Source organism: Arthrobacter sp. UCD-GKA, from assembly GCF_001863355.1.
GTDB lineage: Bacteria > Actinomycetota > Actinomycetes > Actinomycetales > Micrococcaceae > Paeniglutamicibacter.
This window is the reverse complement of record NZ_MOLR01000001.1, coordinates 620,558-644,991: the sequence shown is the minus strand read 5'-3', so window position 1 is coordinate 644,991 and position 24,434 is coordinate 620,558. Positions and strand designations below refer to the sequence as shown.

22 protein-coding genes and 1 tRNA gene are annotated in these 24,434 nt (G+C 67.9%); 4 read left to right on the top strand and 19 right to left on the bottom strand.

All coding sequences use genetic code 11. The annotated features are described in order from the left end of the window. Positions 1-2 precede the first annotated feature (2 nt). The 14 genes from BLJ79_RS03005 to argS form a co-directional block, all read right to left on the bottom strand. Complete coding sequence (locus tag BLJ79_RS03005) at positions 3-218, bottom strand: ATP synthase subunit C-like protein (RefSeq protein ID WP_071213157.1); 216 nt, start codon at positions 216-218, stop codon at positions 3-5. A 93-nt stretch (positions 219-311) separates the two neighbouring features. Further along, on the bottom strand, positions 312-1,118 hold the full coding sequence (gene atpB, locus BLJ79_RS03000; RefSeq protein ID WP_071213156.1) for a F0F1 ATP synthase subunit A: 807 nt from the start codon (positions 1,116-1,118) through the stop codon (positions 312-314). A gap of 78 nt (positions 1,119-1,196) precedes the next feature. Further along, positions 1,197-1,445, bottom strand: a complete 249-nt coding sequence (locus BLJ79_RS02995) for a hypothetical protein (protein ID WP_071213155.1) — start codon at positions 1,443-1,445, stop codon at positions 1,197-1,199. Continuing rightward, positions 1,432-1,929 carry a hypothetical protein gene (locus BLJ79_RS02990; protein ID WP_071213154.1) on the bottom strand — a complete coding sequence of 166 codons (498 nt, stop codon included), beginning with the start codon at positions 1,927-1,929 and terminating at the stop codon, positions 1,432-1,434. The genes BLJ79_RS02995 and BLJ79_RS02990 overlap by 14 nt, the downstream gene beginning before the upstream one ends. A 167-nt stretch (positions 1,930-2,096) precedes the next feature. Continuing rightward, positions 2,097-3,215, bottom strand: coding sequence for an MraY family glycosyltransferase (locus tag BLJ79_RS02985; RefSeq protein WP_071213153.1), 1,119 nt, complete (start codon positions 3,213-3,215; stop codon positions 2,097-2,099). Next, complete coding sequence (locus tag BLJ79_RS02980; protein ID WP_083410958.1) at positions 3,212-4,111, bottom strand: L-threonylcarbamoyladenylate synthase; 900 nt, start codon at positions 4,109-4,111, stop codon at positions 3,212-3,214. The genes BLJ79_RS02985 and BLJ79_RS02980 overlap by 4 nt, the downstream gene beginning before the upstream one ends. 21 nt (positions 4,112-4,132) lie before the next feature. After that, positions 4,133-5,002, bottom strand: coding sequence for a peptide chain release factor N(5)-glutamine methyltransferase (prmC, locus tag BLJ79_RS02975; RefSeq protein ID WP_071213152.1), 870 nt, complete (start codon positions 5,000-5,002; stop codon positions 4,133-4,135). Positions 5,003-5,011: 9 nt separating this feature from the next. Beyond that, positions 5,012-6,094, bottom strand: coding sequence for a peptide chain release factor 1 (prfA, locus tag BLJ79_RS02970; protein WP_071213151.1), 1,083 nt, complete (start codon positions 6,092-6,094; stop codon positions 5,012-5,014). 149 nt (positions 6,095-6,243) lie between these two features. Next, on the bottom strand, positions 6,244-8,532 hold the full coding sequence (gene rho / locus BLJ79_RS02965) for a transcription termination factor Rho (protein ID WP_071213150.1): 2,289 nt from the start codon (positions 8,530-8,532) through the stop codon (positions 6,244-6,246). Positions 8,533-8,877: 345 nt separating this feature from the next. Further along, positions 8,878-9,813 (bottom strand): homoserine kinase, encoded by a 936-nt coding sequence (thrB, locus tag BLJ79_RS02960; RefSeq protein ID WP_071213149.1) that lies wholly within the window; start codon positions 9,811-9,813, stop codon positions 8,878-8,880. A gap of 35 nt (positions 9,814-9,848) precedes the next feature. Continuing rightward, positions 9,849-10,949, bottom strand: coding sequence for a threonine synthase (thrC, locus tag BLJ79_RS02955; RefSeq protein ID WP_071213148.1), 1,101 nt, complete (start codon positions 10,947-10,949; stop codon positions 9,849-9,851). Continuing rightward, positions 10,950-12,236, bottom strand: a complete 1,287-nt coding sequence (locus BLJ79_RS02950) for a homoserine dehydrogenase (protein ID WP_071213147.1) — start codon at positions 12,234-12,236, stop codon at positions 10,950-10,952. An 8-nt stretch (positions 12,237-12,244) separates the two neighbouring features. Then, positions 12,245-13,666 (bottom strand): diaminopimelate decarboxylase, encoded by a 1,422-nt coding sequence (gene lysA, locus BLJ79_RS02945; RefSeq protein ID WP_071213146.1) that lies wholly within the window; start codon positions 13,664-13,666, stop codon positions 12,245-12,247. A gap of 10 nt (positions 13,667-13,676) precedes the next feature. Continuing rightward, positions 13,677-15,317, bottom strand: coding sequence for an arginine--tRNA ligase (gene argS, locus BLJ79_RS02940; RefSeq protein WP_071213145.1), 1,641 nt, complete (start codon positions 15,315-15,317; stop codon positions 13,677-13,679). A gap of 195 nt (positions 15,318-15,512) precedes the next feature. Here argS and BLJ79_RS02935 point away from each other — a divergent pair. Further along, a tRNA-Arg gene (locus BLJ79_RS02935) sits at positions 15,513-15,585 on the top strand. A 302-nt stretch (positions 15,586-15,887) separates the two neighbouring features. Here the strand turns inward: BLJ79_RS02935 and BLJ79_RS02930 are convergent. Both BLJ79_RS02930 and BLJ79_RS02925 read right to left on the bottom strand, forming a co-directional pair. Then, positions 15,888-16,553 carry a response regulator gene (locus BLJ79_RS02930; protein WP_353615465.1) on the bottom strand — a complete coding sequence of 222 codons (666 nt, stop codon included), beginning with the start codon at positions 16,551-16,553 and terminating at the stop codon, positions 15,888-15,890. Continuing rightward, entirely contained in the window at positions 16,550-17,926 is a 1,377-nt protein-coding gene (locus tag BLJ79_RS02925) for a sensor histidine kinase (protein WP_071213143.1), read from the bottom strand. Before BLJ79_RS02925 ends, BLJ79_RS02930 begins: the two co-directional genes overlap by 4 nt. 220 nt (positions 17,927-18,146) lie before the next feature. On the opposite strand from BLJ79_RS02925, the gene BLJ79_RS02920 reads away from it, so the two are divergent. Further along, entirely contained in the window at positions 18,147-18,734 is a 588-nt protein-coding gene (locus BLJ79_RS02920; protein WP_083410957.1) for a M15 family metallopeptidase, read from the top strand. Here BLJ79_RS02920 and BLJ79_RS02915 read toward each other — a convergent pair. After that, complete coding sequence (locus tag BLJ79_RS02915; protein WP_071213141.1) at positions 18,731-19,105, bottom strand: iron chaperone; 375 nt, start codon at positions 19,103-19,105, stop codon at positions 18,731-18,733. The genes BLJ79_RS02920 and BLJ79_RS02915 overlap by 4 nt on opposite strands. A 219-nt stretch (positions 19,106-19,324) precedes the next feature. On the opposite strand from BLJ79_RS02915, the gene BLJ79_RS02910 reads away from it, so the two are divergent. Further along, positions 19,325-20,791 carry a carboxylesterase/lipase family protein gene (locus tag BLJ79_RS02910; protein ID WP_071213140.1) on the top strand — a complete coding sequence of 489 codons (1,467 nt, stop codon included), beginning with the start codon at positions 19,325-19,327 and terminating at the stop codon, positions 20,789-20,791. A gap of 162 nt (positions 20,792-20,953) precedes the next feature. Beyond that, entirely contained in the window at positions 20,954-22,462 is a 1,509-nt protein-coding gene (gene cls, locus BLJ79_RS02905; RefSeq protein WP_071213139.1) for a cardiolipin synthase, read from the top strand. Positions 22,463-22,638: 176 nt separating this feature from the next. Here cls and BLJ79_RS02900 read toward each other — a convergent pair whose 3' ends face one another. Both BLJ79_RS02900 and BLJ79_RS02895 read right to left on the bottom strand, forming a co-directional pair. Then, positions 22,639-23,430 carry an ABC transporter ATP-binding protein gene (locus tag BLJ79_RS02900; protein WP_071213138.1) on the bottom strand — a complete coding sequence of 264 codons (792 nt, stop codon included), beginning with the start codon at positions 23,428-23,430 and terminating at the stop codon, positions 22,639-22,641. Continuing rightward, a complete protein-coding gene (locus BLJ79_RS02895; protein WP_071213137.1) occupies positions 23,423-24,349 on the bottom strand; it encodes an ABC transporter permease in 927 nt (308 codons plus the stop codon). The genes BLJ79_RS02900 and BLJ79_RS02895 overlap by 8 nt, the downstream gene beginning before the upstream one ends. Positions 24,350-24,434 lie beyond the last annotated feature (85 nt).

Sequence of the window (24,434 nt, the reverse complement as noted above, 5' to 3'; positions counted from 1 at the left end):
AACTAGGCGCCGACGACGAAGGCGAAGACCAAGCCCAGGATGGCCAGTGCTTCTGCAAGGGCGAAGCCCAGCATGGCGATCGGCTGCAGGATGCGCTGTGCTTCCGGCTGGCGTGCAACGCCGTTGATGTAGGCAGCGAAGATCATGCCCACGCCGATGGCCGAGCCGATTGCAGCCAGGCCGTAGCCGATCATGTTAAGGGAGCCGTGGAGTTCCATTTCGTTCCTTTCAAGATACCGACACTTTGTCGGCAGGTTGTGAGGTCATTCCCTGATGAAGGGGAAAACTTTGTTTTTTGGTGCGAGCCCGAATTAGTGGGCGTCTGCATCCAGGGCACCCTGGATGTAGATGGCGGTCAGCAGGGCGAAGACAAACGCCTGCAGGACCATGATCAAGAGTTCGAGGAAGTACATCGCAACGGATCCCGCGATGACCGCAACGCCGATGGCGTTCATGGCCAGGGACTCCTGGACCATGATCAGGTGGCGGGCGCCGGTGGCTGCCAGCATCACGATCATGTGGCCGGCAAGCATGGTGGCCATCAGACGCAAGGAGTGGGTCAACGGGCGGACGATGAAGTTGGAAATGATTTCCAACGGCACCATCAGCGGCATGATCCAGCCCGGGACGCCCGAGGGAACGACGGCCAGCTTGAAGTAGCGGATACCGTGGTTCTTCACCCCGACAGCGATCCAGGTGCCATAGATGATGATGGCCATGGCGTATGCTGCACCGGCGTGGGAGAAGGACGGGAGCTGAAGGAACGGGATGGCCCCGAACAGGTTGTTCAGCAAGACGAAGAAGAAGGTCGCAAACAACAGCGGGACCCACTGGGCGAAGTTCTTTTCGCCGATGATGTCGCGGCCGATGCCGTTACGGACGAAGCCGTAGGCGCTTTCAGCCAGGAACTGTACCTTGCCTGGAACGAGCTTCGGGTTCTTGATGGCCGACTTGAAGAACCACACGATCAAGATGATCGAGAGGATGATCATGACCATCTGCTTGCCGAAACCGGTCCCGTACTCGGCTAACCATGGCAGCACCTCGGGAAGGTGGGTGTCGGAAATCGACGGCGGGACATAAGGTTCAGTGGCCGTCGGAAGCGCAAACGCGGTCAACGCGCTGTCCTCTCTGCAGTTTCGGTCGTGGGGCAAAATCGGTGATTCGGCGCAAGGCGCCGCCCACCGTGTGAAGTTCTATTGGTCGATCTCATCGTCTGGTGAAAACCCGCGGCGTCGATGCCGCAAATGGTGGCGAGCCAGAAACATTCCTGCGGTTGCGCCAAGCAGCGCTCCGAGGAAAACTATCCAGCGGGTGTCCAGCAAAAGATCCAAACCCCAGCCTATCAAACCCCACGCGATGAGCCCGCCAACAATGTAGTTGACGTACTCGCGGACGCGAGGCTGTTTCGGCCCTTGGACGGGACTGGTTTCAGGGTTGTCCATTTTCCCCTCCAGCGGATGGGGTCGGCGATGGATCGTCGGAATTGAAAATGGGAAGCCGTGCCCGGGAGAAGGCGCGGATCTCGCCAAACTGCCACAGCACCAGGGAACCCAGCGCTCCCCACATGAAATAGGGCGCAAGCACCCAATCGGGCAGCCCGGAGAAAAGCACCAGGAAGCCCATTGCCAGGATCTTGGCGATGTACATGAACAAGAACGCCGGCAGTGCCCAGGTGCTGCGATAGCGCCCGGCCCATTCGGCCACCAGCAGGCTGACGCCGAAGAACACAACGATCAAGGCGCAACCGAAGGCCAGCGAGCCGGCCTCGCGTGCGCCAAGGATCGGCCACGCGGCGAGGGACGCAAGTGCGCCGACACCAACGGTGTAGGCGAGACAGGTCTTCAGGATCCCCAGCCAAGGGGAACGCGGAGCCGACGATGCAACCAATGCACCGCTGGCCTTGGAACCGCGTTCCGGCTTGATCATGTAATTCCAGTTCCCTTGTATACAGAAGGGCCCGCTTGCTGCGGGCGCCTGCCTGGTATCGAGGCTTGAATGGGGGATGTCCCCGGTGAAGGCGACCCTTGAATTCTACATGACATAGAACGGGGGTCCGAACCGGTTGCTGGCGGACCGGCGCACGGCGGGCGCAGCTAGTTTGCGCCGGGCGTCTGGGCCTTGCCCCGGGCGCGCTTGAGCAGTGGCCACCAGGTGACCAACGTCACGCAAACAAAGGCCGCAACATAAAGGGGAATGGCGATTTTCCTGTTGGTCAGGGAGATGACCACGACGCCGGAAGCGACCAGCAACGCCCACAGGTAAAGGATGATGACCACGGCGCGGGCGCTGTGCCCGAGATCGACCAGGCGGTGGTGGATGTGCCCGCGGTCGGCGCTGAAGGGGGACCTGCGCTTGGCGGTTCGCCTAATCACCGACAGCAGCAGGTCGACGTACGGCAGCACGATCACCGCCACCGGAAGAATCACCGGCATGAAGGCCGGGACGTTGCGGAAACGGAAGGCGTCCTCCCCCAGCACGTCCCCGGTCACGGCCAGGGTGGCCACCGCAAAAAGCATCCCGATGGCCAGCACCCCGGTCTCCCCCATGAAGATGGAGGCCGGCTGGAAGTTGTGCGGCAGGAAGCCCAGCGTGGCACCCAGCAGCACGGCACACAGCAGGGCGGAGAAGTTCGCGTTGTCCTCGGCGCTGACGCGCGTGGCGAGCAGGTAGCTGTATACAAAGAAGGTCGCAGCCCCGATGGCGGAGATGCCGGCGGCCAGTCCGTCCAGGCCGTCGACGAAGTTGATGGCATTCATCGTGCCCACGATGATCAACACCGTGACCACGACCTGGACCATCGGCGATTCGATCTGCAGGGAACCCACCGGCAGGGCCTTGAGCAGGATCCCGTGCTTGACGATGACCAGGCCCACCGCGACCTGCCCGATGAGCTTGATCCACCAGCGCAGGTCCAAGAGGTCGTCAAAAACCCCCATGACCAGGATGATGCCCAGGGCGATCAGCACGCCCTGGATCGATTCTGTCGACCGGAAGATCCCGGCGAAGAACGGAATCTGCGAGGCAACCAGGATCCCGAGGTAAAGGCCGCCGATAATGGCGACCCCGCCGAGCTTGGGGGTGGGCTTCTGGTGGAAGTCCCGTTCGCGCACCGGGGCCTTGGGCATGAATCGCACGCCCGCGACGCGGAGCACCGGGGTAAGCAGATACGAGGTCATGAAGGTGATCCCGATCAGCAGGAGATAGCTTCTCATGACGCGCGGGCGGACTCCCCTGCCGCGTCCTCGCCCCGGGGCGGTGCCTGCTTCGCGGTTGTGTCCAGGGGTGCACCGGAGTCGGCCGCTCCCTCGGGTGCCGCGGCCCGGGTGGAGTCCTCGGGTGCCGTAGAGGTGTCGGCGTCGGCGGATTCGGCCTCGGGGGCTTCGGACTCGTCGGCGGGGCCCGTCCCGGGCGCCTCCGCGGCGGCGMTCGCCGGATCCGGCTGCCCGTCGGCGTCCAGCAGTTCCGGGACCACCTCGCGCAGCAGCTCGAGCGCCAACGCGCCGGCACGCACCACCCGCGGCGGGGTCAGCGTGCAATCGATGATGGTGGAGCCCAGCGCTTCGCCGGAGACCGGGCGGGGCCCGGCCTCGAGGTACACCTCGACGGTTTCGCCGAGCTGGTCGAAGGCCGCTTCGGCGGTGTCAGCGGCGGGCTGGCCGGTGCGGTTGGCCGAGGAGACGGCCAGCGGGCCGGTGAGCTTGAGCAGGTCGCGGGCGATTTCGTCGTCGGGCACCCGAAGGGCGACGGTCCCACGGGTCTCCCCCAGGTCCCAGGTCAGCGACGGCTGGGCATGCAGGATCAGGGTCAGCGCGCCGGGCCAGAACCGCGCGGCCAGCTCGCGGGCGAAGTGCGGGATGTCGGCGGCCAGTCCGTCCAGCGTCGCGGCCTGCGGGATCAGCACCGGTGGCGGCATGCTGCGCCCGCGGCCCTTGGCGGCCAGCAGCGTGGCGACCGCCTGTGCGGAGAAGGCGTCGGCGGCAATGCCGTAGACGGTGTCGGTGGGCATCACGATGCACCGGTTTTCGGCCAGTGCGGCGCGTGCGGCCGCGAGTCCAGTCTCTAGTTCCTGGCTGTCGCGGGCATCAAAACGTGAAGTCACGTGATTCATTCTTCCATGTTTCGGGTGGTGTTAGCGGCGGACGCCGCTGGTGGCCCGGTCCCTGCCGGTCAGATCCAGATGGGTCTGGATCTTCTCCCAGTTCCCGGAGGCGGCAAACATGGCCGCCATGGCCTCGGCCTGGACCTCGGCGTGCTCCATGACGAAGAAGCCCCCGGGACGCAGCAGCCGTGCGGCGGAGGCCTCGGCGGCCCGCGGCAGGACCATGCCGTCCTCCCCGCCGCCGTACAGCGCCATGGCCGGGTCGTGGTCGCGGGCCTCGGGCTCGCGCGGGACCGCGTTGGCCGGGATGTAGGGCGGGTTGGACACGACCACGTCGCAGGTGCCGTCGAGCTCGGCAAACGCGTCGGACAAATCCCCCTTGACCAGGTGCACGCCCAGCGGTTCGAGGTTCCGCGCCGCATAGCCGAACGCGTCCTCGGACAGCTCCACCGCATGCACGCGGGCGCCGGGCAGCTCGTGGGCCAGGGACCCGGCGATGGCCCCGGAGCCGGTGCCCAGGTCCACCAGCAGCGGGTGCTGCAGGCCGGCGGCGAAGTCGATAGCCAGCTGGACCACCGACTCGGTCTCGGGGCGCGGCACGAACACACCGGGTCCCACCGCCAGCTCCAGGTAGCGGAAGTGGGCGAGCCCGGTGAGGTGCTGCAGCGGGATGCGGGTGGCGCGCCTGGAGACCAGGTGCGCGTACGCCTCGGCGTCCCCGGCGCTGAAGCACTCCCCCATCATCACCATCGAGGCGAGCCGTCCGCGGGAGATGCCCAGCACGTGGGCTGCCAGCAGCTCGGCGTCCACCCGCGGGGAGGGGACTTTCGCCGCCTCAAGGGCGGCGGTCGCCGCGCCGAGCACCTGCGCCAGCGACCTGCCGAAAACCGGTTCGCTCACCTGCCGCGCCTAGCCCTTGTCCCCGCCGATGGCGTCCAGGCGCTGCTGCTCGTCCATCTCGATGCAGGAGTTGATCAGCGGCTCGAGCTCGCCGTTCATCACGTGGTCGAGGTTGTACGCCTTGTAGCCGGTGCGGTGGTCCGCGATCCTGTTTTCCGGGTAGTTGTAGGTGCGGATGCGCTCGGAGCGGTCCATGGTGCGCACCTGGGACTTGCGGATGTCGGAGTTCTCCGCGTCGATGATGGCCTGTTGGTGGGCCAGCAGGCGCGAACGCAGCACGCGCATCGCGGCTTCGCGGTTCTGGATCTGCGACTTCTCGTTCTGCATGGCCACCACGATGCCGGTGGGGATGTGGGTCAGGCGCACCGCGGAGTCGGTGGTGTTCACCGACTGGCCGCCCGGTCCCGAGGAGCGGTAGACATCGACCTTCAGGTCGTTCGGGTGGATGTCGACTTCTTCGGGCTCGTCGACCTCGGGCAGGATCAGCACGCCGGCGGCCGAGGTGTGGATGCGGCCCTGGGACTCGGTCTGCGGCACGCGCTGGACGCGGTGCACCCCGCCCTCGAACTTCAGATGCGCGTAGACGCCCTGGGCCGGGTCGTTCGACTTGCCCTTTATGGCCATCTGGGCGTCCTTGTAGCCGCCGAGGTCAGACTCGTTGAAGGAGATCAGCTCGGTCTTCCAGCCCATGTGCTCCGCGTAGCGGGTGTACATGCGCAGCAGGTCCGCGGCGAACAGCGCGGCCTCGTCCCCGCCTTCACCGCCCTTGACCTCGAGGATCACGTCGCGCGCGTCGTTGGGGTCGCGCGGGATCAGCAGCCTGCGCAATCTTTCCTCGAGCGCGGGCAGCTTCTCCTCGAGCTCGGCGACCTCGGCGGCGAAATCGGGGTCCTCGTCGGCCATCTCGCGGGCCGCCTCGAGGTCCTCGGTGGCCTGCTTCCAGCGCTTGTGCGCCTCGACGATGCCGTTGAGTTCGGCCGAGCGGCGCCCAAGCTTTCGGGCCATCGCCTGGTCCTGGTAGACGGCGGGGTCCGAGAGCTGCGCCTGGAGGGCTGCGTGCTCATCGAGAAGGCCCTGTACGGACTCAAACATGTTTCAACTTCTTTCACTACGACTGGTTCCCAGTGTAGGGAACGAAGGAGGATCTGGGGGGCGGATGCCGATGCCGGTGTTAACGACCAACGCCCAGCCTCACCGGCGCCGGAAATGAAGGGCACGGTGAAACTGGGCGTGTAGGGCAGCTAGGCGTCGTTCTTGGAGCCCAGCGTGGTCTTGTTGATGAGCATCAGGAACTCGGCGTTCGAGGAGGTCTCGCGGATCTTGCCCGTGAGGGTCTCCAGCGCCTGCTGGGTGTCCAGGCCCGAGAGCACGCGGCGCAGGCGCCACATGATGCGCACCTCGTCCGGCGAGAGCAGCTTCTCCTCGCGGCGGGTGCCCGACTCGTTGACATCGACCGCCGGGAAGATGCGCTTGTCCGCGAGCTTGCGGCTCAGGCGCAGTTCCATGTTGCCGGTGCCCTTGAACTCCTCGAAGATGACCTCGTCCATCTTGGACCCGGTCTCCACCAGCGCGGTGGCCAGGATGGTCAGCGAGCCGCCGTTCTCGATGTTGCGGGCAGCACCGAAGAAGCGCTTGGGCGGGTACAGCGCCGAGGAATCGACGCCGCCGGAGAGGATGCGCCCGGATGCCGGGGCGGCCAGGTTGTAGGCACGGCCCAGGCGGGTCATCGAGTCCAGCAGGACCACGACGTCCATGCCCATTTCCACCAGGCGCTTGGCGCGCTCGATGGCCAGCTCGGCCACGGTGGTGTGGTCGTCCGCCGGGCGGTCGAAGGTCGAGGCGATGACCTCGCCCTTGACCGTGCGCTGCATGTCGGTGACTTCTTCGGGACGCTCGTCGACCAGCACCATCATGAGGTGGACCTCTGGGTTGTTGATGGTGATGGCGTTCGCGATGGACTGCAGGATCAGCGTCTTGCCGGCCTTCGGCGGCGAGACGATCAGGCCGCGCTGGCCCTTGCCGATCGGGGCGACCAGGTCGATGACGCGCGGGCCGACCAGCTTCGGGTCGGTCTCCAGGCGCAGGCGCTCGGTCGGGTACAGCGGGGTCAGCTTGGAGAAGTCGACGCGGTTGGTGTTCTCCTCCGGGGCCTTGCCGTTGATCGCGGTGAGCTTGACCAGGGCGTTGAACTTGGCGCGCGAGTTGGCGTTCTCGTTTTCGCGCGGGGCGCGGATGGCACCGACCACGGCGTCGCCCTTGCGCAGGTTGTACTTCTTGACCTGGTTCAGGGTGACGTAGACGTCCGACGGGCCGGCGAGGTAGCCGGAAGTGCGGATGAACGCGTAGTTGTCCAGCACGTCCAGGATGCCGGCGACCGGAAGCAGCACGTCCGTGTCGCTGAACTCGGTGTCATCGACATCGGGCTGGTTGCGGTTGCGGCCGCGGCGGTTGTTGCGGTCCGTGCGGTCGTTGCGATCGTTGCGGTCGTTCCGGTCGTTGCCGCGGTCCTGACGGTCGTTCCGGTCGCGGTTGCGATCGCGGTTGCGCTCGTTGCGTTCGCGGTTGCGTTCGCGGCGGTTGGCCGCACGGTCCTCGGAGCCTTCGCGGGCCCGGTCCTCGGAGCGGTCGGACGACTTGGTGTCGTTCGAGCGGTCATTGGAGCGGTCGTTGGAACGGTCGTTGGAGCGAACCTCGGCCGGCTTCTCCTCGTGGGCCTCGGCGTTTTCGCCGTGCTCGGAGGAGTCGTTGTTGTTGTTGGACTCGCGGCGGTTGCGGTTGCGGTCGCGGCGGTTGCGGTTGCGCTCGTGGCGGTCGCCGCGGTCGTTGCGTGACTCGTTGGTGTCCTGGCTCGACTCGGAGGAGTCGGTGGACTCGGCAGCGGCCTGCTCGGGCGCAGCGGTTGCCTCGGCCGGGGCCTCGGCTGCTGCGGCGCCGGTCGACTCGGCACGGCGGTTGCGGGTGTTGCGGCGCGGTGCGCGCTCTTCGCTGGCCGGGGCCTCGACGGCCTTGGCCTCGGAAGCCGGAGCCTCGGTGGCCTTCGGCTCGGCGGCGACCGGTGCGGTTTCCACGGCCGGGGCCGCGGTTCCGGAGGAATCGGCGCGACGGCTGCGGGTGCGGCGGGCAGGCGCTTCGTCCTTGGCCTCGGCGGCCGGGGCCGCGGCGGTCTCGGTTTCGGCGGGCTTGCTTGCCGTCTTGGCGGCGCCCTTGGCCGGGGCCTTCGCGGCGGTCTTGGCGGGTGCCTTCGACTCTGCCTTGGCGGGGGCCTTGGAGTCGGCCTTGGCGGGTGCCTCGGTCTTGGCGTCGGCCTTGGGCTCCGCCTTGGCCTTGGCGTCACGGTCGGCCACGGAACCGCCACGTTGGTGGTTCGAGATCGCGGTGACAAGATCGTTCTTGCGCATCCGCGAACCGCCGGTGATACCCAGCTGGGACGCAAGCACCTGCAATTGTGCAAGTTTCAGGCCGGCAAGTCCGCCGCCCTTGGATGCGTTGTTTTCTTCCACGCCTGCAGTAAGGCTGGTGGTTTCGGTCACGAAGGTTCCTTCCCCCTCGTCGGGCGGATCTCATCAGAGAGATCCGCAACTATTGACTACCCCTTGTTCCCGCGTCAGATGCGGGAAAAGGTTCGGCCGTGCACAGCCTCGCAAAAACGGGGCATGTGCGTCGGTCGATCGTAAGACACACCAAGGGATCGAATCACCAACATGGTTGACGGTTTCAATCGGATGGTGTGGGTGTGCCTGCTCGCCTCGGCGAAAATGGTTTGTGGTGATCGAATTCCCCAAGATCCGCCCGCCGCGGCGAGGGAAGGAATTGATGGCTGCACGAAACGCAATGAACCATCCACTGGAATCCGGATGTTTCTTTTCAGGCGGGTGCTAAAGCACTTCTACTCTAACACCCGTTGGCGGTACTGACTCAATCCGGACACGCCAGGTTGTTTCGCCGTGGCTTGCCGCGAACGCTGAAACGGCCGCGGCGGCCTCCTGCGCCTGGGCCTGCCCGGCGCACAGCACCAGCACCGTGGGTCCGGCGCCGGAGACCACGGCCGCATGCCCCGCCGCCCGCAGCCGGGCAATCAGCGCGGCGCTGGGCTCCATGGCCGGTGCCCGGAAGCCCTGGTGCAGGAAGTCCTCGGTGCCGACCAGCAGGACCGAGGGGTCGTGGGCCAGGGCGTGGATGAGCAGGCCCACCCGTCCCCCGTTGGCCGCAGCCACAGCGTGCGGCACGGTCGCCGGCAGCAGCCCGCGTGCCGTGGCGGTGGACAGTTCGACATCGGGAATCGCGATGACCGGGACGATGTCTTGGTGCAGCTTTCCTTGCACCGTGCCGAAACCGGCCTCGGTGCTCCAGGACAGCGTCAGGCCGCCGTAGACCGCAGGGGCCACGTTGTCCGGGTGCCCCTCCCAGCGCGAGGCGGCCTGGAAGACCTCATCCAGTCCGACCTGTGACGCGGCGGGAAGCAGCGCGTTGGCGGCGGCCAGCGCACTGACCATGGCCGCGGCGCTGGATCCCATGCCGCGGCCGTGCGGGATGTTGTTGGTGGCCTCGATGCGCAGGCCGGCCGGCTCGAAGCCGAGTTCCTCCCAGCGCTCCAGGATGGTCCGGGCGATCAGGTGGGATTCGTCGGTGGGCAACGTGTCGGCGCCCTCCCCGGTGACTTCCACGCTGACCCCGGGTGAGGCAAGGGTGTGCACCACCAAGGTGTCGTACACGCCCAGCGCCAGGCCCAGCACGTCGAATCCGGGCCCCAGGTTCGCGCTCGTGGCCGGCACGTGGACGGCTATTGATTGTCCGGCTTGGATCTGCGCCATCTTGTGCTTGTTTTCCCTACTCTGGAGTGCTCGGCCTAGGCCAGGCCGAGGGCCGAGGCCACTGCCACGACGTCGAACTCGACCTTGGTCGGGGTGACGGGCGATCCGTCGGCGGTTTTCAGGGCCCAGTCCGGGTCCTTCAGGCCGTGGCCGGTCACCGTGATGACGATCTTCTTGCCCGACGGGACGTCGCCCGCCGCGTGATGCTTGATGAGCCCGGCGACGCCGGCTGCGGAGCCCGGCTCCACGAAGACGCCCTCGCGGCTCGAGAGCCAGCGGTGCGCGGCGAGGATTTCCTCGTCGGTCACCGAGTCGATGATTCCGCCGGATTCGTCGCGGGCCTCTTCGGCCTGCTGCCAGGAGGCCGGGTTGCCGATGCGGATGGCGGTGGCGATGGTGTCCGGCTCGGTCACCGGGTGGCCCAGCACGATGGGTGCGGCGCCCGCGGCCTGGAAGCCCCACATGATCGGGGTCTTGGTGGACACCGGGGCGAGCTTCTCGCCGGCCTGGTTGGTGTACTCGGAGGAGTACTCCTTGTAGCCCTTCCAGTAGGCGGTGATGTTGCCCGCGTTGCCCACCGGCAGCACGTGGTAGTCCGGGGCGTCGCCCAGGAAGTCGACGACCTCGAAGGCGCCGGTTTTCTGGCCCTCGATGCGGGCGGGGTTCACCGAGTTCACCAGGAACACCGGGTAGTTTTCGCTCAGCTTGCGGGCGACCTCGAGGCAGTTGTCGAAGTTTCCGTCGATCTGGATGATGTCCGCGCCGTGCGCGATCGCCTGGGACATCTTGCCCATGGAGATCTTGCCGTCCGGGACCAGCACCGCGCACTTGAGCCCGGCCTGGGTGGCGTAGGCCGCGGCGGAGGCGGAGGTGTTGCCGGTGGAGGCGCACACCACGGCCTTGGCGCCGGCGGCGACCGCGGCGGTCATCGCCATGGTCATGCCGCGGTCCTTGAAGGACCCGGTCGGGTTCATGCCCTCGACCTTCAGGTACACCTCGGAGCCGGTGAGCTCGCTCAGGGCCGGGGCGAACACCAGGGGCGTACCGCCCTCGCCCAGGGTGATAACCCTGGTGTTTTCGTCAACGGGCAGGCGTTCGGCATATTCGCGGATGACTCCGCGCCACTGGTGGGCCACTTAGTTTCCTTCAACTCGCAGGACAGAGGTTACTTCTTGGACGGCAGCCAGCGCGGAGACGGCGGCCACGGTGGCGGCAAGCGCCGATTCGGTGGAGCGGTGGGTGACGATGCGCAGGTCCGCGACCCCGCCGTTGCCTTCCGGCTTCACGGTCTGGCGCAGCGTCTCGATGGAAACACCGTGCTGGGCAAAGATCGCGGCGATCGCGGCCAGCACACCGGGCTCGTCGGTGACGCGCAGCCCGATCCAGTAGCTGGTGGCGATGTCGGCCAGGTCCATGACCTGCACCTTTTGCTGCGCGGCGATGGCCGGCAGCGGGCCGCCGGAGACCACGCGTCGGGCCACCGCGACGGTGTCGCCCAGCACGGCCGAGGCGGTGGGGGCTCCCCCGGCGCCGGCGCCGTAGAACATCAGCTCGCCGGCGTTCTCGGCCTCGACGAAGACCGCGTTGAACGCGCCGTGGACGGCGGCCAGCGGGTGGGTGCGGCGCAGCAGCGTCGGGTGCACGCGCACCCCGATGCCCTTGGCGCCGCGTTCGGCGATGGCCAGCAGCTTGATGACCATGCCGGCGTCCTTGGCCGCCGCGACGTCTGCCGCGGTGATCTTGGTGATGCCCTCGCAGTGGACATCCGCGTAGGCGAAGTCGGTGTGGAAGGCCAGTGAGGCGAGGATCGCGGCCTTGGCGGCGGCGTCGTGCCCCTCGACATCGGCGGTCGGGTCGGCCTCGGCGTAGCCCAGGTCCTGGGCCTGGCCCAGCACGTCCTCGAACGCGGCACCGGTGGTGTCCATGGCGTCGAGGATGAAGTTGGTGGTGCCGTTGACGATGCCCATCACCTTGGTGATCCGGTCCCCGGAGAGGGAGTCGGAGATCGGGCGCAGGATCGGGATGGCGCCGGCGACGGCTGCCTCGTAGCGCAGCTGGGCGCCGGATTCGAAGGCCAGGGCGTTCAGTTCCGCGCCTTGGGCCGCGAGCAGTGCCTTGTTGCCGGTGACCACCGAGGCGCCGCGGGACAGCGCCCGGCGGATCAGCGCACCGGCCGGCTCGAGGCCGCCGAGCAGCTCGATGACGATGTCTGCGCCGTCGACCAGCGCCTCGGCGTCGGTGGTGAACAGGTCCGCCGGGAGAACCACGTCTCGCGTGGCGGCGGTGTTGCGCACCGCAATGCCCGCCAGTTCAAGTTTCGCGCCGGCGCGGTCGGCCAGCACCGCCGCGTCGTCCGTCAGGATGCGGGCAACCTGGGCTCCCACGTTGCCGCAGCCCAGCAGGGCCACCTTCAATGTCTTCACGTTTATTACTATGCTCCCAAGTCGCGGGCCAACAGATCGGCTTCGGTTTCCCTGCGGATGATGGCGCGGGCTGCGCCGTTGCGCACCGCCACCACGGCCGGGCGTCCCMGGTAGTTGTAGTTGCTGGCCAATGCCCAGCAATACGCCCCGGTGCCGGGCACCGCGAGCAGGTCGCCTGCGGCAACATCCTCGGGCAGGTAAACGTCCCGTACGACTATGTCACCGGATTCGCAGTGTTTGCCAACCACGCGGGAAATAATCGGGTCGCTTTCCGTCACACGGGAGGCGAGCACCGCGGTGTAGTCCGCGTCGTAGAGCACCGGGCGGGCGTTGTCGCTCATCCCGCCGTCCACCGAGATGTAGCGGCGCGGCACCAGGGTGCCGTCGGCGGTTTCCACCTGGACACTCTTGCGCACCCCGGCCTCGTAGAGGGTGAAGGTGGAGGAACCGGCGATGGCGCGGCCCGGTTCGATGGAGATCCGCGGGACCGCCAGGCCGAGTTCCGCGGCGGTTTTGCCCACGACCTCGGCCATCGCGGCGGCCAGCACGGCCGGTGTGCTGGGGGTGTCGGCCTCGGTGTAGGCGATGCCGTAGCCGCCGCCCAAATCCAGCTCGGGCAGCTCGACGCCGTGGTCCTGCTTGACCTGTGCCAGGAAGCCGAGCATCTTCTGCGCGGCCAGCGCGAAGCCTTCGGATTCGAAGATCTGCGAGCCGATGTGTGCGTGCAGGCCCAGCAGGTTCAGCTCCGCGTGCTCCAGCGCGAAGCGCACCGCGGCGGCGGCCGGGGAAACGTCGTCGCCCACCGGAATCATCGAGAGCCCGAACTTCTGGTCCTCGTGGGCCGTGGCGATGAATTCGTGGGTGCTGGCATGCACGCCCGGGGTCAGGCGCAGCATCACGTTGGCGCGTTTTCCCGTGTCCCTGGCCAGGTCCGCGACGCGCTGCAGCTCGTCGAGCGAGTCCACGACGATGCGGCCCAGGTCCGCCTCGAGTGCTGTGCGGATCTCGGTGACGGACTTGTTGTTCCCGTGCAGCGACAGGTTCGCGGCGGGCACGCCGGCCACCCGGGCCACGGCCATTTCCCCGCCGGAGCAGGTGTCCAGGCGCAGGCCCTCGGCGGTGACCCAGCGGGCGACCTCGGTGCTCAAGAACGCCTTGCCGGCGTAGTAGACATCGACCCCGCCGCACAGGTCCTTGAACGCGGCGTCGAAGGCCTGCTTGAAGCCGGCCGCGCGGGCGCGGAAGTCGTCCTCGTCGAGCACGAACAGCGGGGTGCCGAACTCGCGGGCCAGCTCGGCGACGCCGATGCCCTGGACGGCGAGCTCGCCGTCCTGGGCCCGGGCCACGCCGGCGGCCCACTCTATGGGGCGCAGCGCGTTGGCGTCTTCGGGGAAGGATAGCCAGGAAGGGGCAAGTGGTGAAACGGCCATGGTGGGGTCCTTACATCTTTTCCGGTGCGGACACGCCCAGCAGGTCAAGGCCGTTGGCCAGGACCTGGGTGGTGGCGTCGTTGAGCCAAAGGCGGGTGCGGTGGATGGGCTCGACGGTGCCGTCGCCCACAGGGGTCACGCGGCAAGCGGCGTACCAGGAGTGGTAGGCGCCGGCGAGCAGCTCGAGGTGGCGGGCCACGCGGTGCGGTTCGCGGTGCGTGGCTGCCTGGGCGACGACCGAGGGGAACTGCCCCAGGGCCGCGAGCAGGTCGTTTTCGGTGTCGTGGACCAGCAGCGTGGCGTCGAAGTCGGTGCGCTCCACGCCCTTCTCCACGGCGTTGCGGCTGGCGGCGCGCGAGCGGGCGTGGGCGTACTGGACGTAGAACACCGGGTTGTCGTTGGTGTTCTTCTTGAGCAGCTCGGGGTCGATGGTCATCGGCGAATCGGCCGGGTAGCGGCCCAGCGAGTAGCGCAGCGCGTCGGCGCCGAGCCAGTTGATCAAGTCGCGCAGCTCGATGATGTTGCCGGCGCGCTTGGACAGGCGGGCTCCGTTCACGGAGATCAGCTGGCCGATCAGCACCTCGATGTTGACCTTGGGGTCGTCCCCGGCCGCGGCAGCGATGGCCTTGAGGCGGTTGACGTAGCCGTGGTGGTCGGCGCCGAGCAGGTAGATCTTCTCGGTGAAGCCGCGGTCCTTCTTCGACAGGTAGTAGGCGGCGTCGGCGGCGAAGTAGGTCGGCTCGCCGTTGGCGCGGATCAGCACGCGGTCCTTGTCGTCGCCGAAGTCGGTGGTGCGCAGCCAGACCGCGCCGTCGGTGTCGTCGATGTGGCCCTGCTCGCGCAGGCGCGCCACGGCGTCCTCGACCGCTCCGCCGGCGTGCAGTTCCTGCTCGGAGAAGAACACGTCGAACTCGACGCCGAAGTCGTTCAGGGTTTCCTTGATGTCGGCCATCTGCGCCACGTAGGCGGCGTGGCGGACGATCGGCAGCGCCGCTTCCTGCGTCAGGGTGCGGATGTCCGGGTGCGCGTCGGCCACCGCGTCGGCGAGTTCCTTGATGTACCCGCCCGGGTAGCCGCCCTCGGGCACCGGCAGCCCGTGCAGGCGGTTGTAGACCGACAGGGCAAAGATGTTCATCTGGTTGCCGGCGTCGTTGATGTAGTACTCGGACGTGACGGACGCGCCGCTGGCCTTGAGCACGCGGGCGATCGAGTCGCCCAGGGCCGCCCAGCGGGTGTGGCCGATGTGCAGCGGGCCGGTGGGGTTCGCGGAGACGAACTCCATGTTGATCTCGTGGCCGACCAGGGCTTCGTTGGTGCCGTAGGCGGCACCGGCCTCGACGATTGACCGGGCCAGTTCGCCGGCGGCCCCGGCCTCGAGGGTGATGTTCAGGAAGCCCGGTCCGGCGATTTCGACCTTGGCGACCCCGTCGGCATCGGCCAGGCGGGTGGCCAGGACCTGGGCGAAGTCGCGCGGGTTCATCCCGGCCTTCTTGCCCAGCTGCAGGGCGATGTTGGTGGCCCAGTCCCCGTGGTCGCGGCTCTTGGGTCGCTCCACTCGCACGCTCTCGGGTACGTCGACGGAAATCTGGCCGGCGGCGACGGCATCGCGGAGGCAAGCGGAAATGGCTGTGGAGAGTTCTTCAGGAGTCACCACTCAAGGATAACCGCGCCCGCGGGCCGCTGCCGCCGATGTGACGGAGCGACGTCGCACACATCAGGGGCGCTTTTGGGCACCGCCGGAGTGCGGCGCGGGTCCCGATTTGTCATTCCCCGCTTCACACCTGCTAAGCTCGTCTACGTTCCCAGCCGGAATTCGTTTTGCGGGCAAGTTTCGCACTCCGGCATCGCCCTCGTAGCTCAGGGGATAGAGCGTCCGCCTCCGGAGCGGAAGGTCGAAGGTTCGAATCCTTTCGAGGGCACCGTGAAAGCTCCCGTTTGCCAGGCCAGCCTGGCGGACGGGGGCTTTTTTCATGCCCGGAACGCCGGCCCGCAAGGGGTGCCGGAAAAGCAGACCGGAAGTTAAATTAAGCGGCCCCCGTGGTGACGGCGAATCTCCACGGGGGCCTAACCGCCGCTCCTTTGAGAAAAGGTGCATTGGCTACGGTTGAGACTACAGCCAATGGTGCCGCGGCCACCAATTGGCACCACGTGTCTTGCCCCACAGGCCGCGGCGGACGCATGCGCAAAGCGGGCCGGAGGCCCGTCGGGAACGCACGCGGCGCTAGCGGCAGATGCCGTTCTCGTAGGAGTACACCACGATCTGCACCCGGTCGCGCAGCGCGAGCTTGCGCAGGATCGACCCGATGTGGGTCTTGACCGTGGATTCGCTCAGGAACAGCCGCCCGGAGATCTCCTGGTTGGTCAGCCCCAGCGCGACGGCGTTGAAGACCTCCCGCTCCCGCTCGGTCAGTTCCAGGTACGGCACCGGGACCTCGGGCACCGGTTCGGGCTCGTCGCGCAGCAGCGCGGCCAGGGACTGCGGGGCGATCACGGCGGAACCGCCGTGCACCGCACGGATCGATTCGCAGACGAACTCCGGGGTGCTGTCCTTGAGCAGGAACCCGCTGGCGCCGTGGCGGACCGCGGTGGCGGCGTGCTCGTCCCAGTCGAAGGTGGTCAGCATGATGACCTTCGGGACCGTGGCGAAGCGCCCGGATACATCCTCGAAGATCCTGCGGGTGGCCTCGACCCCGTCCATGGGCGACATCTGCACGTCCATCAGCACCACGTCCGGGCCGTGGGCGGCGATCTCCCCCAGCGCCTCGGTGCCGTCGGCGGCCTGCGCCACCACGGCCATGTCGGGCTGGGCGCCGATGATCACGGCCAGGCCGGAGCGGAAGAGCTGCTGGTCATCGACCAGGGCCACGCGGATCTTGGGGTGGGTCAACGGCTCATCCATTCGGTGTTGATCGGGAAGGTTGCGGCGATCGTGAACAGGTCGGGGGCGCCGGCGACCCCGTCCTCGGAGTCGATGCTCAGGGTTCCGGAGAGGCTGGCCAGGCGCTGGCGCATGCCCGCGATCCCGGTCCCGGTCCGCGCCGAGGCGGCGGAGGACTCAAAGTAGTTTGTCACGCTCAGCGTGTAGCTGGTGGCACCCCAGTAGTGCCGCACGTAGATCGGGGTGGTGGAGCAGCCGTGGTGCAGCGCGTTGGCGAGCATCTCCTGGATGATCCGCCGGGTGGCCGGAACGATGTCCGCCGGCAGCGGCACCGGCTCCCCGAGGGTTTCCTCGCTGACCTCGTACCCGGTGCCGCGCACGTTCGCCAGGATCGCGGAGATCTCCGAGGTCCGCGGGGGCAGCAGCCCCATTTGCGCGGTCGCCAGCGCCAGGCTGCGCGTCACCGGGTGCCCGGGACGCACGGCCGCCGCCCCGGAATCGGTCGGCGGGGTTTGCGTCGCCCGGGTGTCAGCGGGCCTGGTTTCGGCGGTTTGCGAGAGCACCTGGCGCACCTCGCCCAGGGAGCGGCGGGCCGCGTCGGCAATGGTGCCGGTGGTCTCGCGGATGCGGGCGACGTCGCCATCCGGGATGAAGCGGATCGAGTCGGCCTGCGCGATGATCACGGCCAGCGAGTGGCCCACCACGTCGTGCACGTCGCGGGCCAGCGCCGCGTTCTCGGCCCGCAGCCGGGCGAGCTCCAGCGCGCTGTCGGCCTCCTCGCGGGCCTGGGCGGAGCCGCGCTCGGCGGATTGCTTGCCGGCGAACAGCCGCACCAGCAACCCCAGCAGCCACGGCAGGGTCATCACCGAGGCGACCACCACGAAGATCGCGACCACCTGGTTGCGCTCAGGCCAGGCATTGGAGTCCATGGCGGCGAAGAGCGGCCCGGAGACCCAGGAGCCGACGCGCGCGATGTACAAGGTGCCCAGCACCGAGCCCACCGCGATCGATGCCCCGGCCATGAACACCCAGAGCCGGGTGCCGAATCGGGCCACCATCCCCACCACGTACAGCGCGGCCAGCTGGGCCAGGTCGATGTCGAACCCGCCGAGCATCTGCATCAGCGTCCCCACCCAGATGAGGGACAGCGCCACCCCGGGCAGCACCCGCGCGCAGCCGATGGCCACGGCCGCGGCCAGCACGAAGAGCGCGATGTCCGCCAGCTGGCTGCCCGAGATCCTGGCCATGAAGAGGAATTCGTGGCAGAGCACCACCAGGGCCAGGAACATGAACGCCGCCGTGACATCGGAGCGCCATCCCCACCGCCCGCGCCAGCGGACCGGATCGGTGTCCTGCGCCCGTGCGTGAACCGGCGCGCTCACCGGGCGCCCTCCGGCCCGGTCCCGGCGCGGGCTCGTGCCGGGGCAGCTGCCGCCGAACGACGGGAAACGCAATTGTGCATGCTCACTACGTTAGACGTCCCCGCGCGGCGGCGGGTCACCCGCAGGTACCGCACTGCTCAGACGCAGGTACCGCATCGCCGGGACGGGAATCGGCCCGCGGCCCGATGCGCACGGCCCCGGATCCGCGAAGACTGGAACCATGATGAGTTTTCCCTCCCAACTCCCGCCCTCGCCGATGGCCCGGGCAATGCGCCTGGCCGCCGTGCTCACCGCGCTGGCCATGCTCACCGCTTCCGTCCTCGGGATCGCCTATGCACTGAAGCCCTTCGCGGAGCCGGAACCGGAGGCGGGGTTCTCGGCAGGGTCCGCGCTGCGGCCGGCTGCCGCATCCGCGGAGGGCACAAGCCTCGGTGCCACGTACGGCAACGGCCAGATCCCGCTCGATGAGCTGGTGCGCATCGGACCGGGCCGCTACCTGGCGCCGGAGGCCGCGGCCGCGTTCACCGAGCTGGCCGTGGGGCTGCGCCGGGCCGGGCACGAGGTGCAGGTGAATTCGGCCTACCGCAGCCTGGCCGAACAGGAAGGCCTCATCAAGCGCTACGGGCTGCTCTCCGAGGGCGGCACGGCGGCCGCGGAGGGAACCAGCGAGCACGGGCTGGGCATCAGCGTGGACATGACGCTTTCCGGTGAGGCGCTGCGCTGGATGGAGTCGCATGCCGCACGCCACGAATTCGTCAACACCGTGGCCGGCGAACCCTGGCACTGGACCTACGTGGGGGCGCGCTAGGACATCCACAACACCCCGTGCTCCAGGTATTCTTGGGCCCGCGCGGCGGCGACGCGCTTGACGAGCCCGATCGGCAGCGGCTCATCGTGCGGCAGCTGGATCGAGCCCTTGCCCGTCCGGTGGCCGGACAGTTCCCCGGCGAGCGCCTCGCGGGAACTCGGCGTGGTGTACAAGTTGATGTGCTTGGCGAACACGGCGTAGGAGACCAGGATGGTGCCGTCGACGAAGGCCGGCTGCCCCCACTTGATCTGCACCTGCGCCCGCGGCAGCGCTTGGGCCAGGGCCCGGTGCAGCTCCATGACCCTGGGGCGGAGTTCGGCCGGGACGTTCGCGAAGTACTCCTCGGGCGTCGTGCCCCTGATCTTGGCCATGGTGCTCCTTGCGGCGTCGGGTGCGGCATTGCTTGCGGCGGACGGGCCCCGGCGGCCCTCGGCCGGGCACCCCCGGGCGGGGCCTGCCTGCCCCTGGCACCCATTGTGCCCCATGGCCGCGGCGGGTGCCGCGGAACCTGAACACCCCCCTGCCATTGCCGACGTCGCGCCGCTAATCTGGATTCATGGCGGTGGTGGCGCGAGAACGAGGTGGAATCCATGGGTGTCGGCAATGATCCGAACGGCGTTTCGCTGATCCGTGCCACGCCCAGCGGCCCGGTGGAGGGAATGCTGGTCGGTGGCGTGCAGCGGTTCCTGGGCATCCCCTATGCCGCGGCGCCCGTCGGGGAGAACCGCTTCGCCCTTCCCACGCTGCCGGAACCGTGGACCGGCCCCCTGCCCGCGACCGCCCACGGACCCACCGCCGGGCAGCTCCCGTATGCCGGGGCGCTGGGACGGCTGCTGCCCACGAAGAACATTCCCGGGGACGGGTGCCTGAACGTGGACGTGTACGCCCCGGACAGGCATTCCCCGGCACTGCGCCCGGTGCTGGTGTGGATCCACGGCGGGGCGCTGCAGCACGGCTCCAACTCCCTGGATGGCTACGACGGTACGGCCTTCGCACGCGACGCGGTGGTCTTCGTCGCGGCCAACTACCGGCTGGGCGCCGAGGGGTTCTCGGTGCTGGAGGATGCCCCGCTGAACCTGGGGCTGGCCGACGTCATCGCCGCGCTGGAGTGGGTCAAGGCCAATATCGCCTCCTTTGGCGGGGACCCGGGACAGGTCACGGTGATGGGGCATTCGGCCGGCGGCTCCCTGGTGGCCGCGCTGCTGGCCCATCCGCGTGCGGCGTTGCTGGTCTCCCGGGCCATCATCCAAAGTGCCCCGTTGTCGGCGCAGCCGGTAAACCGGGCCCGGCGGATGACGCAGAAGCTCGCCACCGACCTGGGCATCGGGGCAACCCGCGAGGACTTCGCTGCCCGCACCCCCGCCGAGCTGCTGGCTTCCCTCCAGCGGGTGTCCACCGGGGCCGGCCCGCTGGAGGGCGGATCCTCCTACACGCTGGCGATCGATGGGCAGCTGGTCCCCGAGGACCCGTTGGAGGCAATGGTCGCCGGCGCCGGAAAGCAGATCCCGCTGCTGGTCGGCACCACCGCCGAGGAGGCCCGGCTGTGGCTGGTGCCCTCCGGCCGGGCGGAAAAGATCACCAAGGTCCACCTGGCGCTGGCCCGGCGCAAGGCCGGGATCCCGCACGCTGCGCAAAAGCTCTTCGCGCACAACCGCCCAGGTGCCGGCCCGGGCGAGCTGCTCGGTGCGCTGGCCACCGACAAGCTCCTGCGGGTGCCGATGTACAAGTTGGCCGATGCCCGGCACTACGCCGGGGCGCAGACCCAGGTGTACGAGTTTGCGTGGCACAGCCCCGTGGAGGAACTGGGTGCGGCGCACGGCACCGAGCTCCCCTTCGTCTTTGACAACCTGGCCACGGCCGATGCCATCGGGCTGGTGGGGAATTCGGCACCGCAGGCGCTGGCCAGCGCCATGCACGAGGCGTGGGTGTGCTTTGCCACCATGGGGATCGCGGAGTGGCCGGCCTGGGACATGAGTCGTCCGGTGAAGACCTTCAACGGGTTGGACAACAAGGTGGTCCTCTCCCCGCGGGAGGACGAGGCCGAGTCCCTCGGCTGAGGCCCCGGATGCGGGTCGCCGGTGCCCTGCCCCGCGGTATCTGCTGGCAACGCGCCGGCGGCTCCGGGGCCGGGTGAACACCGCGGGAACCGCCGATCCGCTAGCGTACCTAGTGGAACGCATGGTTCGGACGATCGGTCCGGCTTCGGGAAAGTTGCATACATGTTTACAAGTGCCTGGTGGTGGGCGACCGCGCTGGTGGTCGTCGATTTGGCCATTCGCGTCCTGGCGATCATCTTCGTGCCGCGGAACCGGCGCCCGACCTCCGGGATGGCGTGGCTGCTGGCGATCTTCCTGATCCCCTACTTCGGGGTCATCGCCTTCCTGCTGATCGGCTCCCCCAAGCTGCCGCGCAAGCGCCGCGAGGTGCAGGAGGAGATCAACACGTTCATGCGCGCCGTCAGCGCGGAGGAGCGCCTCGAGGACACCCATGGAAACAACCCGGAGTGGTTCAACTCGCTGGTCCGGATGAACGCCACGTACGGGGGCCTACCACTGCTGGCGGGCAATTCCGGGACGCTGCTGGGCGACTACGAGCAGACCATCGCCGCAATGGCCGACGCCGTGGACTCCGCCACCGATTACGTGCACGTGCAGTTCTACATCCTGGGCGTCGATGCGACCACCGCCGGCTTCTTCGACGCGCTGGAGCGGGCCATCGAGCGCGGGGTGACGGTGAACGTGATGCTCGACCACTGGGCCTCGCGCGGCAAGAGGGACTATGCGGCCACCAAGGCCCGGCTGGAAGCAATGGGCGCGAACTGGACATTGATGCTCCCGCTGCTGCCGCTGCAGGGCAAGTTCCAGCGCCCCGACCTGCGCAACCACCGCAAGATCCTGGTCATCGACGGCACCGTGGGCTACATGGGCTCGCTGAACATGATCTCCCGGGACTACAACGTGAAGAAGAACATCAAGCGCGGGCTGAAGTGGAAGGAACTGGTCGTGGAACTGCGCGGCCCGGGCGTCTCGACCCTGGACGCGGTGTTCATCTCCGACTGGTACTCCGAGACCGGCGAGGTCATCCTCCAGGGCGTGCGCCGGGCCGAGCTGGTCTCGGGCGGCGAAAACCTCTCGCGGGTGAGCGGCGCACTGATCGACCACCGTGCCGATGCCGGGACCATGCTCATCCAGGTGGTGCCCTCGGGCCCGGGGTTCGAGCGCGAGAACAACCTGCGGCTCTTCCTGGGGCTGATCCACGCGGCCCAGCAGCGCATCGTGATCACCTCCCCGTACTTCGTGCCCGACGAGTCGCTGCTGTATGCGATCAGCTCCGCGGTGGCGCGCGGGGTGCCGGTGGACCTGTTCGTCTCGGAGATCGGCGACCAGGCGCTGGTCCACCACGCGCAACGGTCCTACTACGAACAGCTGCTGCGCGCCGGGGTGCGCATCTTCCTCTATCCCGCCCCGTACATCCTGCACGCCAAGCACTTCACCATCGACGACGAGGTGGCGATGATCGGCTCCAGCAACATGGACATGCGGTCCTTCAGCCTGAACATGGAGGTCTCGATGCTGGTGCGCGATGCCGGATTCGTGGCGCGGCTGCGCGCCGTCGAGGACGAGTACCGCGAGGTCAGCCGGATGCTGACGCTTGAGGAATGGATGCGCCAGCCGCTGCGCTCCACGGTGCTGGACAACCTGGCCCGGCTCACCTCCGCCTTGCAGTAGCCCCGGATCCCTGCCCCTGCCTGAACTGCCGGGGAGCCGCCAGCGCGGCATGGTGCGCAACCTGCCACGCGGCCGGCCACCGGGGTGCGCGGGACGAGGAAGGAGCCGCACTCCCCCCTTCAGGGGCGTGCGGCTCCTTCGTCGCTTGCTTCCAGCCAAACCGGCGCGGCGGGCCGCTACTGCAGCATGGTCCGGTCGTCGAGCTGGGCGCCCTTGATCTTCTCGAACTCGTGCAGCAGGTCCGGAACGGTCATCTTCGCCTTCTGCGCCGAGTCCAGGTCCAGGATGACCTGCCCGTCGTGCATCATGATCAGCCGGGACCCCAGGCGCAGTGCCTGCTCCATGTTGTGCGTGACCATCAGCGTGGTCAGCTTGTGGCGCTCCACGATTTCCTCGGTCAGCCGGGCCACCAGGGCGGCACGCTGCGGGTCAAGGGCAGCGGTGTGCTCGTCGAGCAGCAGGATCTGGGGACCGGAGAACGTGGCCATCAGCAGGCTCAGCGCCTGGCGCTGGCCGCCGGAAAGCAGCCCGACCTTGGCCTTGAGCCGGTTCTCCAGCCCGAGCTCCAGGGAGCGCAGCTCCTCGACGAACAGCTCGCGCTTGCGCTTGTTCACCCCGGGGTTCAGCCCGCGGAACTTGCCCCGGCCCAGGGCCAGGGACATGTTCTCCTCGATGGACATGTTCGGCGCGGTGCCGGCCATCGGATCCTGGAAGACCCGCCCGATGTACTTGGCGCGCGCGTGGTCCGGAAGCCGGGTGACTTCCTTGCCGCCGATGCGCACGGTCCCGGAGTCCGGCTGCAGCTTGCCGCCGACCATGTTCAGCACGGTCGACTTGCCCGCGCCGTTGGAACCGATCACCGTGACGAACTCGCCCGAAGTCAATTCCAGGTTGATGTCGCGCAGCGCCTTGCGTTCGTTGACGGTTCCGGGGAAGAAGGTCTTGTTCAGGTTCCTGATCTCAAGCATTGGTTCCCACCTCTTCCTTCACGCCGTTGGGCTGCACGGCCTTGCCGCGGATGCGGATGCGGTTGGCGAACTTCCCGAAGCCCTTCCATTGCGGAAGGATCAGCGCGACGACCACCAGCACCGCGGAGATCAGCTTCATGTCGTTGACCTCCAGGCCGGCGTTCAGTGCCAGCTGGATGACCAGGCGGTAGACGACCGAGCCGAAGACCACGGCCAGGGCCGCGATCCAGATGAACTTCTGCCCGAAGATGGCCTGGCCCACGATGACCGAGGCCAACCCAATGAGGATCACGCCGATGCCCATGCCGATGTCGGCGAAGCCCTGGAACTGGGCGATGATGGCGCCGGAGAAGCCGACCAGGCCGTTGGAAAGCGCCAGGCCCAGGATCTTCTGGTTGTCGGTGCTCACCCCGAAGGACCGGATCATTTCCTCGTTGTCGCCGGTGGCGCGCATGGCCAGCCCGACGTCGGTGCGCAGGAACCAGACGATGAGCGCCACGGCGACCAGGCATCCGGCGAACATCAGACCGACGGAGGTCCAGGTGCCCAGCAGCTGGTTTTCGCGCATGAAGGACAGGACGGTGTCCTCGCCCAACAGCGGGGTGTTGGCCTTGCCCATGATGCGCAGGTTGATCGAATACAAGGCGATCATGGTCAGGATGCCGGCCAACAGCCCATCGATCTTGCCCTTGGTGTGCAGCAGACCGGTGATGACGCCGGCGAGGCCGCCGATGAAGAAGGCGAGGATCGTGGCAATGAACGGGTTGATGCCATTGACGATCGATATGGACGCGACTGCCGCGCCGGTGGTGAAGCTTCCGTCGACGGTCAGGTCGGGGAAGTCAAGTATGCGGAAGGTCAGGTAGACCCCGAGTGCCATGATCGCGTAGATCAGGCCTAGTTCAACCGCGGTGATCATGGGTGGATCCTTGCGTTTCGAGTGTTGGGCTAATGGCGGTGGCCGGTCGGGGTTGACCGACCGGCCACCGGTGGTTGGACCGTGT

Excerpts from the sequence above, each read along its gene's own strand:
- cls (WP_071213139.1), top strand. The coding sequence starts at position 20,954 with ATGTTTACAAGTGCCTGGTGGTGGGCGACCGCGCTGGTGGTCGTCGAT.
- BLJ79_RS02915 (WP_071213141.1), bottom strand. The coding sequence starts at position 19,105 with ATGGCCAAGATCAGGGGCACGACGCCCGAGGAGTACTTCGCGAACGTC.
- BLJ79_RS02910 (WP_071213140.1), top strand. The coding sequence starts at position 19,325 with ATGGGTGTCGGCAATGATCCGAACGGCGTTTCGCTGATCCGTGCCACG.
- BLJ79_RS02920 (WP_083410957.1), top strand. The coding sequence starts at position 18,147 with ATGATGAGTTTTCCCTCCCAACTCCCGCCCTCGCCGATGGCCCGGGCA.
- BLJ79_RS03005 (WP_071213157.1), bottom strand. The coding sequence starts at position 218 with ATGGAACTCCACGGCTCCCTTAACATGATCGGCTACGGCCTGGCTGCA.
- BLJ79_RS02995 (WP_071213155.1), bottom strand. The coding sequence starts at position 1,445 with ATGGACAACCCTGAAACCAGTCCCGTCCAAGGGCCGAAACAGCCTCGC.
- prfA (WP_071213151.1), bottom strand. The coding sequence starts at position 6,094 with ATGTTTGAGTCCGTACAGGGCCTTCTCGATGAGCACGCAGCCCTCCAG.
- BLJ79_RS02895 (WP_071213137.1), bottom strand. The coding sequence starts at position 24,349 with ATGATCACCGCGGTTGAACTAGGCCTGATCTACGCGATCATGGCACTC.
- thrB (WP_071213149.1), bottom strand. The coding sequence starts at position 9,813 with ATGGCGCAGATCCAAGCCGGACAATCAATAGCCGTCCACGTGCCGGCC.
- BLJ79_RS02900 (WP_071213138.1), bottom strand. The coding sequence starts at position 23,430 with ATGCTTGAGATCAGGAACCTGAACAAGACCTTCTTCCCCGGAACCGTC.
- BLJ79_RS02990 (WP_071213154.1), bottom strand. The coding sequence starts at position 1,929 with ATGATCAAGCCGGAACGCGGTTCCAAGGCCAGCGGTGCATTGGTTGCA.
- BLJ79_RS02985 (WP_071213153.1), bottom strand. The coding sequence starts at position 3,215 with ATGAGAAGCTATCTCCTGCTGATCGGGATCACCTTCATGACCTCGTAT.